At 69.2% G+C, this 14,689-nt stretch carries 13 protein-coding genes, 1 tRNA gene and 1 pseudogene; 6 read left to right on the top strand and 9 right to left on the bottom strand.

Annotation, left to right across the window (positions count from 1 at the left end):
- Window positions 1-8: 8 nt before the first annotated feature.
- Window positions 9-329 (bottom strand): hypothetical protein, encoded by a 321-nt coding sequence (locus tag ACHMXE_RS25140; protein ID WP_281080666.1) that lies wholly within the window; start codon window positions 327-329, stop codon window positions 9-11.
- A 320-nt stretch (window positions 330-649) separates the two neighbouring features.
- Here ACHMXE_RS25140 and ACHMXE_RS25135 point away from each other — a divergent pair, with 320 nt between their 5' ends.
- On the top strand, window positions 650-886 hold the full coding sequence (locus ACHMXE_RS25135; protein WP_203201336.1) for a hypothetical protein: 237 nt from the start codon (window positions 650-652) through the stop codon (window positions 884-886).
- A gap of 170 nt (window positions 887-1,056) precedes the next feature.
- Here the strand turns inward: ACHMXE_RS25135 and ACHMXE_RS25130 are convergent.
- The 6 genes from ACHMXE_RS25130 to cysS all read right to left on the bottom strand — a co-directional run bounded on the left by ACHMXE_RS25130 (window position 1,057) and on the right by cysS (window position 6,556).
- A tRNA-Ser gene (locus ACHMXE_RS25130) sits at window positions 1,057-1,149 on the bottom strand.
- Window positions 1,150-1,176: 27 nt separating this feature from the next.
- Window positions 1,177-2,445, bottom strand: a complete 1,269-nt coding sequence (locus ACHMXE_RS25125; protein ID WP_203201398.1) for an aspartate kinase — start codon at window positions 2,443-2,445, stop codon at window positions 1,177-1,179.
- A gap of 79 nt (window positions 2,446-2,524) precedes the next feature.
- Window positions 2,525-3,490: a tRNA lysidine(34) synthetase TilS gene (gene tilS, locus ACHMXE_RS25120; RefSeq protein ID WP_395352024.1), complete on the bottom strand. Its 966-nt coding sequence runs from the start codon at window positions 3,488-3,490 to the stop codon at window positions 2,525-2,527.
- Between the two features lie 18 nt (window positions 3,491-3,508).
- Window positions 3,509-4,489, bottom strand: coding sequence for an acetyl-CoA carboxylase carboxyltransferase subunit alpha (locus ACHMXE_RS25115; RefSeq protein WP_395352022.1), 981 nt, complete (start codon window positions 4,487-4,489; stop codon window positions 3,509-3,511).
- Between the two features lie 16 nt (window positions 4,490-4,505).
- Window positions 4,506-5,159, bottom strand: a complete 654-nt coding sequence (locus ACHMXE_RS25110; protein ID WP_209545184.1) for a DNA-3-methyladenine glycosylase 2 family protein — start codon at window positions 5,157-5,159, stop codon at window positions 4,506-4,508.
- A 17-nt stretch (window positions 5,160-5,176) separates the two neighbouring features.
- Window positions 5,177-6,556 carry a cysteine--tRNA ligase gene (gene cysS, locus ACHMXE_RS25105; protein WP_395352019.1) on the bottom strand — a complete coding sequence of 460 codons (1,380 nt, stop codon included), beginning with the start codon at window positions 6,554-6,556 and terminating at the stop codon, window positions 5,177-5,179.
- A gap of 251 nt (window positions 6,557-6,807) precedes the next feature.
- Between cysS and ACHMXE_RS25100 the strand changes: the two genes are divergently transcribed.
- The 5 genes from ACHMXE_RS25100 to ACHMXE_RS25080 all read left to right on the top strand — a co-directional run bounded on the left by ACHMXE_RS25100 (window position 6,808) and on the right by ACHMXE_RS25080 (window position 10,278).
- On the top strand, window positions 6,808-7,398 hold the full coding sequence (locus ACHMXE_RS25100; protein WP_203201403.1) for a tetratricopeptide repeat protein: 591 nt from the start codon (window positions 6,808-6,810) through the stop codon (window positions 7,396-7,398).
- A 113-nt stretch (window positions 7,399-7,511) separates the two neighbouring features.
- Window positions 7,512-8,099 carry a peptidylprolyl isomerase gene (locus ACHMXE_RS25095; RefSeq protein WP_082321896.1) on the top strand — a complete coding sequence of 196 codons (588 nt, stop codon included), beginning with the start codon at window positions 7,512-7,514 and terminating at the stop codon, window positions 8,097-8,099.
- Between the two features lie 43 nt (window positions 8,100-8,142).
- A complete protein-coding gene (locus ACHMXE_RS25090) occupies window positions 8,143-8,655 on the top strand; it encodes a peptidylprolyl isomerase (protein ID WP_203201404.1) in 513 nt (170 codons plus the stop codon).
- A 19-nt stretch (window positions 8,656-8,674) separates the two neighbouring features.
- Window positions 8,675-9,457 carry a UDP-2,3-diacylglucosamine diphosphatase gene (locus ACHMXE_RS25085; RefSeq protein ID WP_395352016.1) on the top strand — a complete coding sequence of 261 codons (783 nt, stop codon included), beginning with the start codon at window positions 8,675-8,677 and terminating at the stop codon, window positions 9,455-9,457.
- Window positions 9,458-9,471: 14 nt separating this feature from the next.
- Window positions 9,472-10,278: a zinc-dependent peptidase gene (locus tag ACHMXE_RS25080; RefSeq protein WP_395352806.1), complete on the top strand. Its 807-nt coding sequence runs from the start codon at window positions 9,472-9,474 to the stop codon at window positions 10,276-10,278.
- Here the strand turns inward: ACHMXE_RS25080 and ACHMXE_RS25075 are convergent.
- Together ACHMXE_RS25075 and ACHMXE_RS25070 are read right to left on the bottom strand one after the other, a co-directional pair.
- Window positions 10,275-11,570 (bottom strand): flavin-dependent oxidoreductase, encoded by a 1,296-nt coding sequence (locus tag ACHMXE_RS25075; RefSeq protein WP_395352014.1) that lies wholly within the window; start codon window positions 11,568-11,570, stop codon window positions 10,275-10,277. The genes ACHMXE_RS25080 and ACHMXE_RS25075 overlap by 4 nt on opposite strands.
- Window positions 11,571-11,673: 103 nt before the next feature.
- A pseudogene (locus ACHMXE_RS25070) lies at window positions 11,674-14,616 on the bottom strand (DUF349 domain-containing protein).
- Window positions 14,617-14,689: the final 73 nt, after the last annotated feature.

The raw sequence follows: 14,689 nt of genomic DNA, 5'->3' as shown, positions 1-14,689 counted from the left end.
GCCTCGGCTCAGGGCCGCGGCAGGCTCGAGAGGAAGGTCGAGACGAACAGCGAAGCGGCCCGCCCGACCTCGAGCACCTCCGACAGGTCGAAGCGCTGCGGCGCGGCGCCGCTGTCGTCGCCCGCATGCCTGACCTCGATCAGCACCTCGCTCGCGAGCTCGCGGTCGCCGCGGGCCTTTCCGTTGGGCATCAGCCAGGTGTCGAGCGTCTCCGGGGGAATCCGCCGGAAGACGGCGACCGCCGGGACATAGCGAAAACTCCGCTCCTCGGCCGTGGCGATGGGCATGCTGACGCGACAGGCGAAGCTGTCCTGCAATGTGTTTGTCACTCCCTGTTCCTTTTTTATGTGACGAGTTACGTAAGTTAATTCCTCCCTGCATGGCAGAGAAGAATCAGCTTAGGTTTTGCGCCGACGGTTTGTGAATAACACACGCTTGGGGATTCACAGTTCACGGTTTGAAGCGCATGGACCCGACGTCCACGGCTTTCAAGCACGCTCAGTTCACAAGGCTTGGCTCCCTGGCGCTAAGGTTTTGACCTTCGTCACGCGCGCGACTCGGCCTACAGCCAAAGACATCAGGTAACTGACGGCAACGTTTGTTAAAGCACTCGACCATCGCTCCAGCCCATCGACAACAGGAGGTACGGATGAGCTTCAAGGAGATCAACGATCGTTTCGGCCTGCAGTTCCAGCGCGGCAGCCGCGTGTTCTGCGACGGACGCCTGGGCACCATCACCGGCGCGACCCATTCGCACATCCGCGTGCGCTTCGACGGCCGCCAGAACGGCGCACCCTGCGATCCGCTGGAAGTGCGGCTGGTGGACACGATGCCGGTGGGCGTGCCCGCCATGCCTGCGCCGCAGGCCCTGGCGTCCGGCCAGTAGGCGAAGCGATCGCGCGGCGGCGCGAAGCCACCGCATTGCTGTCGGGCCGCGAAGAAACGAAAAGAAGGAAGCGCCACCAGAGCGCATTTCGAGCGGCCAAGAAAAAAGCCCAGAAGCAGCGATGCTTCTGGGCTTTTCCGTCCTTGGACTTTCGTCTTCGGCACGGGTCTTGGCGGAACCGGAGGGATTCGAACCCTCGATGAGGCTCTACACCCCATACTCCCTTAGCAGGGGAGCACCTTCGGCCACTCGGTCACAGTTCCTGAAAGAAGCCGAGATTATGCCATCACTCAGGCGGCCGGTTGGTCCAGATCGAAGGCTTTGTGCAACGCGCGCACCGCCAACTCCATATATTTTTCGTCGATCACGACCGAGGTCTTGATCTCGCTGGTCGAAATCATCTGGATGTTGATGCCCTCTTCGCTCAGCACGCGGAACATCTTGCTCGCGACGCCCACGTGGCTGCGCATGCCGATGCCCACGATGCTGACCTTGCAGATCTTGGTGTCGCCGACGATCTCGGTCGCGCCCAGCGAGGGCATGACCTTGGCCTGCAGCAGGTCGACGGTGCGCGCGTACTCGTTGCGGTGCACCGTGAAGCTGAAGTCGGTCTTGCCGTCCTTGCTGAGGTTCTGGATGATCACGTCGACTTCGATGTTGGCGTCGGCCACCGCACCGAGGATGTGATACGCGATGCCCGGCTTGTCGGGCACGCCGAGCACCGAGATCTTGGCTTCGTCGCGGTTGAAAGCGATGCCGGATACGACGGCTTGTTCCATGTTTTCGTCTTCCTCGAAAGTGATCAGCGTGCCGGACTTGGCCTCTTCATTGATGTCGATGTCCCAGGGCGTGAAGCTGGACAGCACGCGCAGCGGCACCTTGTACTTGCCGGCGAATTCCACCGAGCGGATCTGCAGCACCTTGGAGCCCAGGCTCGCCATCTCGAGCATCTCCTCGAAGCTCACGGTCGAGAGGCGGCGCGCATCGGGCTCGACGCGCGGGTCGGTGGTGTAGACGCCGTCGACGTCGGTGTAGATCAGGCACTCGTTGGCCTTCATCGCGGCCGCGATCGCCACCGCCGAGGTGTCGCTGCCACCACGGCCCAGCGTCGTGATGTTGCCGGCATCGTCCACGCCCTGGAAGCCGGTGATGACGACCACGCGGCCGACCGCGAGGTCGGCGCGCACGCGGGCGTCGTCGATGCTCTCGATGCGGGCCTTGGTGTAGGAGCTGTCGGTGCGCACCGACACCTGCCAGCCCGCATAGCTCACGGCCTCCACGCCCTCGGACTGCAGCGCGATCGCCAGCAGCGCCGACGAGGCCTGCTCGCCGGTGGAGGCGAGCATGTCGAGTTCGCGGTTGTGCGCCTCGGCCGGTTTGCTGGGTGCGAGCTCTTTCGCCAGGCCGAGCAGGCGATTGGTTTCGCCGCTCATGGCACTCGGGACCACGATCATCTGGTGGCCGGCGCGCGCCCACTTGGCGACGCGCTTGGCGACATTGCGGATGCGCTCGGTCGAGCCCATCGACGTGCCGCCGTATTTGTGAACGATCAATGCCATGGGTGAATTCTGAGAGAAGAAAAATCCCGCGCTTCAACCATATGCGGCGCATGCGGCGAAGGCGGCGCCCCGCAGGCTGTCAGCGCGAGGCTGCTGGCGAGGGCGGGGCATTGTACCAATGCAGCCGATCCCCCCTGCGTTCGGCGAAACCGTCGGCCACCTTGAGGTGAATCCGGTGGCCGCGCGTGGTGCAGGCGCGGACCTGGTCGAGCAGCTGGTCGAGCTGCGCCGCGCTCGGTGCGCGGCCATGCGTGCGCACGAGCCAGTGGCGCAGCAGATTGGCCTGGCGTGCGCGCGACAGCGCCTGCAGCGCGGCGATCCGCGGCGGCTCGCCGGCGGCCTCGAAGTCCTGCGCCGCGACCTCGTCGAGCAGTTGCTGCGCCTGCGCCGCATGGCCGGCACTGCGCGCGAAGGTGCCGCGGAACTGCGGGAAAGCCTCGGCCAGCGCAGGCAGCAGCACGGCGCGGATGCGGTTGCGCGTGAAGCGCGCGTCGGTGTTGGTCGGGTCCTCGATCCAGGGCAGTCCGGTGGCCGCGAGCCACTCACGGATTTCGCTGCCCGGCACCGCGAGCAAGGGCCGATGGAGGTCGATGCCGCCGCGCAGCGCATGCGCGGGCATGGCCGAAAGACCCGGCAACCCCGCGCCACGCGACAGCGCCAGCAGCAGGGTCTCGACCTGGTCGTCGGCGTGATGGCCCAGCGCGATGGCGCGCACGCCCTCCTCGCTCGCCATCGCGGCCAGAGCCTCGTAGCGCGCGCGCCGCGCCGCATCCTCGGGGCTGTCGCCGGCCGCATGGCGCGCATCGACGCGCCGCACGCTCAAGGGCACGCCGAGCCGCTCGCAGACCGCGAGGCAATGCCGTTCGAAATCGTCAGCGGCAGACTGCAGGCCGTGATGCACGTGCAAGCCCCGCACCTGACCCGGCCAGCGCTCGGCGCAGGCCGCCAGCAGTGCGGTGGAATCGGCGCCGCCGCTGAAGCCCACGGCCAGCGGCAGATGCGCCGGCTCGAACGCGGCCATGGCCCGTTCGAAGGCGGCGGTCATGGCGGTGCCGCGGCCGGCTCAGCGGCCGGCGTCGGCCTTGGTGTCGGTGAAGCGGCCGTAGCTTTGCAGGCGCTCGTAGCGGCGGTCGAGCAGTTCGCGCGGCTTCAGGTCGCTGACCTGGCGGAATGCATCGTTGAGCGCGCGCTTGAGGAACGCGGCCATCTGGCGATGGTCGCGGTGCGAGCCACCGACCGGCTCGCTCACGATCTTGTCGACCAGGCCCAGGGCCTTGAGACGGTGCGCGGTGATGCCGAGCGCGTCGGCGGCTTCCTGCGCCTTCTCGCTGGTCTTCCAGAGGATCGATGCGCAGCCTTCGGGGCTGATCACCGAATACACGGAGTACTGCAGCATCAGCACCTGGTCGCCGACCGAGATCGCCAGCGCGCCGCCGGAGCCGCCCTCGCCGATGATGGTCACGATGATCGGCACCTCGAGCTGCGCCATCTCGAAGATGTTGCGGCCGATGGCCTCGGACTGGCCGCGCTCCTCGGCGTCGATGCCGGGATAGGCACCGGGCGTGTCGACGAAGGTGAAGACCGGCAGCTTGAACTTCTCGGCCGTCTTCATGAGGCGCAGCGCCTTGCGGTAGCCCTCGGGCTTGCTCATGCCGAAGTTGCGCGCGGTGCGCTCCTTGGTGTCGCGGCCCTTCTGGTGGCCGAGCACGATGCAAGGCGTGCCGTTGAAGCGCGCGAGGCCGCCGACGATCGAGAGATCGTCGGAGAAATGGCGGTCGCCATGCAGTTCGACGAAGTCGGTGAAGATCTCGTTGACGTAGTCGAGCGTGTAGGGACGTTCCGGATGCCGCGCGATCTTGGTGATCTGCCAGGGCGTCAGGTCGCTGTAGATGTCCTTGGTGAGTTGCTGGCTCTTTTTGCCGAGCTGATCGATTTCTTCGGAGATGTCGACCGCGGATTCGGTCTGCACATAGCGCAATTCTTCGATCTTGGTTTCGAGTTCCGCGATGGGTTGCTCGAAGTCTAGGAAGGTTCGTTTCGCCAACGTCTTCTCCTGTTTTTCAGTATGCGACGACCGGCGCCGGGTCGAGAGAGCGCCAAATATACCAAGTCGCCACGCTGCAATACGGGGCCCAGGCCACGGCCACGTCGCGGGCATCGCTGCGGCTGACCGGATCACCCGAAAAATAGTTGACGCTGATGCCGTTGAGCAGCCCCAGGTCGTCCACGGGCAGCACGTTGGGCCGCATCAGGTGGAAGATCAGGAACATCTCGGCGGTCCAGCGGCCGATGCCGCGGATGGCCACGAGCTCCTCGATGATCTGCTCGTCGGCCATGTCGTTCCAGGCGTCGACGTGCACCTTGCCCGAATCGAAGTGCAGCGCCAGGTCGACCAGGTAGTCGATCTTGCGCACCGACAGCCCGGCCGCGCGCATGTCGTCGACCTTGAGCTTGAGCACGTTGCGCGGCGTGAGCTTGCGCGGCAGCGCGGCGAAGCGGTCCCAGACCGACTGCGCGGCCTTCACCGAGATCTGCTGCCCGACGATGCTGCGCGCCAGCGTGACGAAGGCATCGCCATGCGACTCGAGGCAGGCGTCGCCGAACTTCGGGATCAACCGCTTCATCACGCGGTCCTTCTTGGCCAGGTGCCTGCAGGCCTCCTCCCAATAGTCCGGCGTGATGATCTCGACGCTCGTCTTGGGCAGGGTGGGCATGGGATTGGTCGTTCCGTTCACTGGGCGACGGCCCAGGTGGTGCCGGTCGGCGAATCCTTCAGGACGATGCCCTGGTCGAGCAGCTCCTTCCGGATGCGGTCGGCCTCGGCGAAATTCTTCGCGGCCTTGGCATCGGCACGCTGTGCGATCAGCACCTGGATGGCCGCGTCGTCGAGCGCGCTGCCCGCCTGCAGGAAAGCCTGTGGACTGTCCTGCAGCAGGCCGAGCACGCCGCCCAGCGCCTTGAGCAGGCCCGCGATCTCGGCCGAACGCGTGCGGTTGACCTCGCCCGCGAGTTCGAACAGCACGGCGATCGCCTCGGGCGTGCCGAAGTCCTCGTCCATCGCGGCCTTGAAGCGTGCCGCGTCCGGCTGCGTCCAGTCGATCGCCACGCTCGCCGGTGCCACCGCGTCGAGCGCGGTGTAGAGACGCTTGAGCGAGTTGCGCGCATCGTCGAGATGCACGTTGCTGTAGTTGAGCGGGCTGCGGTAGTGCGTGCGCGCGACGAAGAAGCGGATGGTCTCGGCGTCGTACTTCTCGAGCACGTCGCGGATCAGGAAAAAGTTGCCCAGGCTCTTGGACATCTTCTCGTCGTCGACGTTGATGAAGCCGTTGTGCATCCAGGTGCGCGCGAACGGCGCCTGGCCGGTCGCGCCCTCGGATTGCGCGATCTCGTTCTCGTGGTGCGGAAACTGCAGGTCGGCGCCGCCGCCATGGATGTCGAAGCGCTCCCCCAGCAGGTCGCAGGCCATGGCCGAGCATTCGATGTGCCAGCCCGGGCGGCCGGGTCCGAACTCGCTGGCCCACTTCACCTCGTCGGGCTCGCTGGGCTTGGCGCTCTTCCAGAGCACCGGGTCGAGCGGATCGTCCTTGCCGTCGAGCACAGCCACGCGCTCGCCCGCATGCAGCTCGTCGAGCGACTTGCCGCTGAGCTTGCCGTAGCCGGGGAACTTGCGCACCGCATAGTTCACGTCGCCGTTGGGCGCGCGGTAGGCCAGGCCCTTCTGCTCGAGCGTGCCGATCATCGCGAGCATCTGCGGAATGAACTCGGTGGCGCGCGGCTCGTGCGTGGGGCGCTCGATGCCGAGCGCATCGGCGTCCTCGTGCAGCGCGTCGATCATGCGGTCGGTCAGCGAGCGGATGCTCTCGCCGTTCTCGACCGCGCGGCGGATGATCTTGTCGTCGATGTCGGTGATGTTGCGCACGTAGGTCACGGCGAAGCCGCTGGTCTTGAGCCAGCGCTGCACCACGTCGAAGGCGATCATCGAGCGCGCATGGCCCAGGTGGCAGAAGTCGTAGACCGTCATGCCGCAGACGTACATGCGCACCTGACCGGGCCGCAAAGGGGAGAACTCCTCCAGTTCACGCGAAAGCGTGTTGTAGATGCGCAGACTCATGAGATTCGGAAAGCGTCGTGTCGCGCTCGTGCGATGCGGGCGAACGACGGTGTTTTCAGGGGTGATGGGGCTGTGGCGACGAGGCGGCTGGACAGGGCCCCTCGGCTACAATGCCGGGCAGTATAAACGGCTGTCGCCGAGTCTTCTTCCGGGTGTTTTCGAGCCCTTGCGCAGCGCAAGGCTTGCTCCCGACCCGGCTCCACCCCGCCCCCCATTCCGCAGCATTCGTGCCGCACCTTTGCAGAGGCTTCATGAAGAACGCCGTGTTTTCCAGACTCTCGATCGCCATCGCGCTGCTGTTCGGCCTGTGGGCCTCCGCGGCCCAGGCCAACGACTACGACGACGTCAACCAGCTGCTGCGCCAGGGCAAGTCGAACGAGGCGCTGGCCAAGGCCGACACCTACATCGCCGGCAAGCCGCGCGATCCGCAGATGCGCTTCCTGCGCGGCGTGATCCTCACCGAGCAGGGCAAGAAGGACGAGGCCGTCAAGACCTTCACCCAGCTCACGCAGGACTTCCCCGAGCTGCCCGAGCCCTACAACAACCTCGCCGCGCTCTATGCCTCGCAGAGCCAGTTCGACAAGGCGCGCGACGCTCTCGAGACCGCGCTCAAGCTCAACCCCAACTACGCCACGGCCGAGGAGAACCTCGGCGACGTGTATGCGCGCCTCGCGGCCCAGTCCTACACCAAGGCGCAGCGCTTCGCGACCACCAGCACGAGCGTGGCGCCCAAGCTCGAACTGATCCGCCAGATCTTCACGCCGAAGAGCGAGGCCGACGCGGCCGCGCTGCCCGGGGCCGCGCCCGTGGTGCGCAAGCCGGTGGGCCGCACCAGCAAGTAGGCGGCGCAAGCCGGTCGCCGATCGCGCGCACGCACGCCGGAACGTTTGCAGCAGGCTCGCGCTCTCACGGCCGGCCTTCCACCCTTTTCATCCCCCGGACACGGAGCTCTTCCTTGACGATCCAAGCCCTCTCCCGTTTCAGCCGCCGCGGCGCCCTCGTGTTCGCGGCCACCCTCGCCTTCGCCGCCGCGGGCCATGCGCAGGCGCAGCAGCGCGTGAAGCTCGCGACCTCCGCCGGCGACATCGTGGTCGAGCTCGATGCGGCCAAGGCGCCGAAGACGGTCGAGAACTTCCTGCAGTACGTCAAGGACAAGCACTACGACGGCACCGTGTTCCACCGCGTGATCGACGGCTTCATGATCCAGGGCGGCGGCTTCACGGCCGACCTGCAGCAGAAGCCCACGCGCGCGCCGATCCCGCTCGAGGCGAGCAACGGCCTGAAGAACGACAAGTACACGATCGCCATGGCGCGCACCGGCAACCCGAACTCGGCCACCTCGCAGTTCTTCATCAACGTGAAGAACAACGACTCGCTCAACGCCCCCAACCCCGATGGCTACGGCTACACGGTGTTCGGCAAGGTGGTGGCGGGCACCGACGTGGTCGACAAGATCCGCGGCGTCGCCACCGGCAACAAGAACGGCATGCAGAACGTGCCGGTCACGCCCGTCGTGATCCAGTCCGCCACCCTGGCGAAGTAAGCCGGCCCCGCCAGGCATCCACCCCCTTTCAAGGAGCATCAGCATGAGCAATCCCCAAGTCGACCTGCATATCCAGAACCTCGGCGTCATCACGCTCGAACTCGACGCCGCGAAGGCGCCGAAGTCGGCCGCCAACTTCATCGAGTACGTGAAGAAGGGCCACTACGACAACACGGTGTTCCACCGCGTGATCCCCGGCTTCATGGTGCAAGGCGGCGGCTTCGAGCCCGGCATGAAGCAGAAGCCCACCGGCGCCGAGATCGAGAACGAGGCCAACAACGGCCTCAAGAACGAGGTCTACACCGTCGCCATGGCCCGCACCAGCGCGCCGCACTCGGCCACCGCCCAGTTCTTCATCAACGTGGCCGACAACGGCTTCCTCAACCACACCGCGCCTTCGGCCCAGGGCTGGGGCTACGCCGTGTTCGGCAAGGTCGTCAAGGGCACCGAGGTGGTCGACAAGATCAAGGCCGTGAAGACCGGCCGCAAGGGCTTCCATGACGACGTGCCGCTCGAGGACGTCGTGATCGAGAAGGCCGTCGTCGTCGGCGAATGACGACAGGGCCGACGGCGGCATGAGCACGGCAGCCACTGCACCCGCGGTCTTCGCGGAACTGGTGGCGCCCGCCTCCTGGCGCACCGTCGACCTGATCTCCGACCTGCACCTGCAGACCGGCGAGCCCGCCACCTTCGAGGCCTGGCGCGGCTATCTCGAGACCACGCCGGCCGATGCGCTGGTGATCCTCGGCGACCTGTTCGAGGTCTGGGTCGGCGACGACGCGGCCGGCGAACCGGGCTTCGAGGCGCAGTGCGCCGAGCTGCTGCGCCACACGGCCGCGCGGCTGCCGGTGTTCTTCATGCACGGCAACCGCGACTTCCTCGTCGGCGCCGCGCTCGCCGCCCAAAGTGGCCTCACGCTGCTCGACGATCCCACGGTGCTGGTGCTGCACGGCGAACGCTGGCTGCTGAGCCATGGCGACGCACTGTGCCTGGACGACACCGACTACCTGCGCTTTCGCGCCCAGGTGCGCACGCCCGAATGGCAGTCGGCCTTTCTCGCGCGCCCGCTCGCCGAGCGCCGTGCCCTGGCACGTGCGATGCGCGTGCAGAGCGAGGACCGCAAGCGCGATCCCTCGGTGGTCTGGGCCGACGTCGATGCCGATGCGGCGCGCGACTGGCTCGCGCGCGCCAACGCACGCACGCTGGTCCACGGCCACACGCACCGCCCCGCCGAGCACGACCTCGGCGACGGCCTGCGCCGCCTCGTGCTCAGCGACTGGGATGCCGCCGCGCATCCGCCGCGCGCACAGCTGCTGTGCCTGTCTCCGGCGGGCGCCCAGCGCGTCGATCTGCGTTGAGGGCCGCCGACGCGATGCTCGACTGGCTGCGCCGCCTGCGCCATCCGCGCGCCCTGCCCCCGATTCCCGAAGCCGCCTGGCAGGCCACGCTCGCGCGCTATGCCTTCCTGGCCGAGCGCCCGGCCGCCGACGTCGAGCGGCTGCGCGCGCTCACGGCGCAGTTCCTGCGCGACAAGCAGTTCCATGGCGCCCAGGGCTTCGTCATCACCGACGAGGTCGCGCTCGCGATCGCGGCGCAGGCGGTGCTGCCGGTGCTGCACCTGCGCGGCGGCCTGGCCTGGTACGACGATTTCGTCGGCATCGTGGTGCATCCCTCCGAGGTGGTCGCCCAGCGCAAGGTGGTCGACGAGGCCTCGGTGGTGCACGAGTACGAGGAAGTGGTGGCCGGCGAGGCCATGGACCACGGCCCGGTGATGCTGAGCTGGCAGGACGTGCTGGCCAGCGGCGTCACCAGCGAGGGCGGCTACAACGTGGTGATCCACGAGTTCGCCCACAAGATCGACATGCGCGGCGGCGACGCCGACGGCTGCCCGCCGCTGCCGCCGGGCTTCGCGGGCAGCCGCAATGCGCGCGAGGCCCGCGCGGCCTGGCTCGGCGCGCTGCAGCCCGCCTACGAGGCCTTCCGCGAGCAGACCATCATGGCCGAGCGCTTCGGCGCCGAGCCGCCCTGGCTCGACGACTATGGCGCGACCTCGATCGGCGAATTCTTCGCGGTGGCCTGCGAGGCCTACTTCGTGAACCGCGCGAACTTCGGGCGCGACTTTCCGGGCGTGCTCGAGCTGTTCGACCGCTTCTTCGGCCCGCCGCCGAGTCGAGGCTAGAGGGCGACCCGCGCGCCCGGCGCGATCGTCGACGGTGCCGCGTTGAGGGTCTCGATCGCGAAGCCGGCCGCGGCCTTGTAGCGCGCCATGTAGGCCTCACGCTCCGCGGCCGGAATGACCTGCTCGATGTCGTCGAACACGCCGCCGCAGCGCTCGTCGACCAGGCCCAGCAGGCCGAACGGACCGGCGCCGCGGTTGCGCAGCACCAGCGCCGAGATGTCGGCGCACAGGCGCTCGTCGTAGGCGCGCAGCGCTGCCGGCGTCACGCCGTGCGAAAGCATGGAGGCGCCGAGCACGCGCGCATCGACGATGGCCTGGCTCGCGCCGTTGGAACCCACCGGGTACATCACGTGCGCGGCATCGCCGAGCAGCGCGACATGGCCGTCGACCCAGGTCGGCACCGGGTCGCGGTCGATCATCGGGTATTCGAAGACCTCCTTCGCGCCGCGCAGCATCGAGGGCACGTCGAGCCAGCCGAAGTCCCAGCCATCGAAGTGGTGGGCGAAGTCCTTCAACTCGACGCGCCGGTTCCAGTCGCCCTGGGTCCAGCCCTCGGCGTTGTCGACCGTGATCTCGGCGATCCAGTTGATGGTGGCCAGGCCCGTGGCGGGATCGGGCGGCGAGATCGGATAGAGCACCACGCGGTGCCGCAGCGAGCCGACGCCGACGAAGGACGCGCCGCTGCGCACCGGCACGCCCGGCGTGGTGCCACGCCACATGATGGCGCCGCCCCACTGGATCGGCGGCTGCCGCGGATGCATCTGCGCGCGCGCGGCCGAATGCAGGCCGTCGGCCGCGATCAGCAGGCGGCCCTCGACCTCGCTGCGCTGGCCGTCGCGCGACTCGACCAGCGCGGTGACGCCATGCGTGCCATTGCGATAGCCCGCGACCCGCTGGCCGAGCTCGATGGCCTCCGGCCCGAGCCGCTCGAGCACCGTGCGATACAGCAGCATCTGCAACTCGCCGCGATGCACCGAGTACTGCGGCCAGCGGTAGCCCGCGCGCAACCCGCGCGGCTCGGCATAGACCTCGTTGCCGTTGCGCCCGACCAGCGCCCATTCGCGCGCCTGGATGCCGATGCGGTCGAGCACGTCGTTGCCGATGCCGAGCTCGTGAAGCTCGCGCACCGCGTTGGGCTGCAGGTTGATGCCCACGCCCAGCGGCTGCAGCGCGGGCACCGCCTCGAACACGCGGCAGGGCACGCCGAGCTGGTGCAGGGTCAGCGCGAGCGAAAGGCCGCCGATGCCGCCGCCGGCGATCAGTACGGGGGATGCGTCAGGAGTGGAGGCCATGCGGCGATCGTCGGAAGTCGGAAAAAGGAAGGGCCGCACGAAGCGGCCCGAGGAATGCCGGGCTCGCCACGGGCGCCCGGGCCCGCGGCGGCGCTTCGGCCGCTTACTTGCGCAGCAGCGCATTCAGCGCGTTCTGCAGGCGCCGCGCGCTGTTCGCGTCGTGCGCCGCGGCCAGCACCTTGCCCGCGTCCTGGCCCCAGGTCTGGGCCGGGGCCGGATCGCCACGCTTGGTCAGCAGCTTGAGCTGCAGCGCGCGGCGCGCTTCGAGCTGCTCGGCGGGCGTCGGCACCTCGGCGGCCATCTCGAGACGCAGCAGCGCCTCGGCGGCCTCGTCGGCACGTGCGGCCGGCGAAGCGCCGATCGCCTGCGACCAGCTGCTACGCACCGCGGGCGTGACCGCGCGGCCGAGTTCCTGCACGCTCGGCAGGCGCGCGGCATCGCGCTGCTCCCAGGCGCCGAGCACCTGGGTCAGCGCTTCGCCGTGGGCCTGGGCCGCCAGCTTGCGCAGCGCCATGTCGGCACGCTCGAGCGCCTCGCGCTGGGCGCGGAAGGCGGTGTCGCCCAGACGCGGACCGCGGTCTTCGCGCGGCGGGTAGTCGCCGAAGCGGCCGCCCGGTGCGCCACGGTCGCCACCGCGATCGCCACGGCCATCGGGGCGCGGACCGCCACGGTCGCCGCCCGGACGGCCAGGGCCGCCGGGACCGCCAGGTCCGCGCCGGTCGCCGAAGCGGCCGCCGCCACGCGTCGCGGGTGCCGCGGGTTCGGACTTGCGGTTGCCGGGACGATCGTCGCCGCGCACGGCCACCACCGGACGGGGCGCGGGCTTGGGCGGCGCGGCCGGCGCCGGAGGTTCGGCAGCGGCGGCTTCGCCGGCATCGTGCGCTTCGCTGTCGGCGCGCGCCGAGGCGTCGGCACCGTCGGCCGGTGCCACGAGGTCGGCGGCCGGTGCGGATTCATGGGCCGGCACGGCCGCGGGCGAAGCCTCGGCATCGCTGGGCGACGGCGCCTGCTCGGCGCTCTCGCCGAATTCGGCGGCGGCCTGGTCGGGCCCGGCCACCTCGGTCGCGCCGACCGCCGGGCCGTCGCCCGATGCGGTGCGCTGCGGGGCCGGCGCGGGCGCCGGGGGCGGCACCTCGCCGCGCAGCGCGGCTTCGAGCTGGGCGATGGCGGCGCGGATCTTCTGCGCGTCGCCGCTGGCATTGGCCGCGTCGAGCGCCTTCGAGGCGTTGAGCACGTGGCGGTCGCGGTCGCTCATCGCGGCCGAGGCCTTCTCGCGCTCGGCCGACTTGCGGTTGAAGGCTTCGTCGATGGGCGCGCGGAAGGCGTCCCAGAGCTTCTGTTCCTGACGACGGTCGAGCGGCACGCCCTGCGCCTCGGCCTGCCAGCGCTGCTGCAGCGCCTTGACGGCGTCGATGCGCAGCACGGGCTGGGCGCCCAGTTCCGTGGCTTCGCCGATCATGGCCTGGCGGCGTTCGATGCTGGCCTTCTGCGCGGTCTCGAACGGCGCGCGGGCGGCGCCGAAGGCTTCGTTCCATTGCGGCTGCAGCTCGGCGAACACCTTCTCGCCCACGTGGCCGGCATCGCGCCAGCGGTCGGCGAACTGGTGCAGCGCGCGGTTGTGCGCCTTCAGGTCGGTGGCGCCCGCATGTTCGGCGGCCCAGGCCTTGACCTCCTCGATCAGGGCCACGCGCAGCGCGCGGTGCTCGGCCGCGTCGGCACGCACCTTCTCGAGCCAGGCCTCGACCACCTTGTGGGCCTCGTTGCAGGCCTCGTCGAAACGCTTCCACAGCGCGTGGTTCGGCACGCCGCCCTGGTCGGCCTGCTTCCACTGGTCCCGCAGCGCGCGCAGGGTTTCCTGCATCTTGCGGCCGCCCAGGGCCTGACCCTCGGGCGCTTGAGCAGGCCTTCGGCCTTGGCCACGAGGTCCTCGCGCACCTTGTCGGCGCTCCAGCGCTGCCAGCCTTCGAGTTCGCCGGCCGCCACCAGCGCGGCATGCACGCGCGCCTCGAGCGGGGCCTCGACCAGCTTGCCGTGTTCCTTCAGCACCGCGCGCAGCGCGGCGGCGGCGCCGGCGCTGGCCTTGCCGTGGCCCTCGGCGGTTTCCTGTTCGAGCTTGGCCAGCGCGGCCTGCACGGCGTCCTGCGCGGCGGCACGCACCGCGGGATCGACCTTGGGTGCCGGCGGGCGCGCGGGTGCCGCGGCCTTGGGCGCGACGGCCTCGCCGCGCGCGGCGCGCAGTTCATCGGCCCAGACGGGCACCGGCGGCAGCGGCGCGGCGGCGTCGGCCGCGGCGGCAATGGCCTGCGCCAGCGCGCTGTGGAAGGCATCGGACACCACGAGCAGCTGTGCCTTCGAGGCTTCGAGCTGCGGGGCGAACTTGGCGTCGAGGCTGGTCCAGTTGGCGTCGGCGGCGATGTCCGCGGCCTGCTGCTGCCAGTGCGTCACGTCGGTGCGCAGGGATTCCTCGGCGACCTGCGCATCCTTCCAGCCCTTGGTCGACAGCACCTCGAAGCGCTGCGCCAGCAGCACGGCGGCCTCGCGGTGGACCTGGGGCGCGGTGCTGCAGGTCCTCGATGCCCTTGATGCGCTCGGCCAGCCGTGCCTTGAGGCCGGCCAGCGGCTCGCGCGACAGCGGCGCGCCGGCCTTGGCGGCATCGCGCTGCCAGGCGAGCGCGTCGGCGATGTTGAGCTTGGACTGGCCCAGCAGCCCCTCGGCCTTCTGGGCCCATTCGGCGGCGATGGCCTCCTGGCCCTTGGCGCGCTTGAGCTCGTCGAGTTTCTCGCGCAGCAGGCGGGCGGCACCCTTGTCGCGCCCGCTCAACTCCTTGAAGACTTCCTGCATCTGCTCGGGTGCCGGGTTGCTCGCGAGCCAGTCGCGGATGCGCGAGGCACGCTCGCCCGAGGTCGGCGCGGTGAAGGCGCCGCCGGTCAGCGAATCGAGGGCCTGAAGGTCGTGTGGCTTGGAAGAATTAGAGGTCACGTGCGCGAGATCGTTGTCTGAAGAGAGAAAGCGAAGGCGCCGGCAGAGGCCGGCGCAGACCGCCATTTTGACCCACTTGCCGCGCGCCGTCGAAATCCACCTTGCGGCGCGGCCCGGCGATGCGGCGAAACGACGCCGG

The organism is Variovorax sp. UC122_21, from assembly GCF_044056785.1.
GTDB lineage: Bacteria > Pseudomonadota > Gammaproteobacteria > Burkholderiales > Burkholderiaceae_C > Variovorax.
Note: the sequence above shows the minus strand (reverse complement) of the source record. Positions and strands in the feature narration are given on the sequence as shown.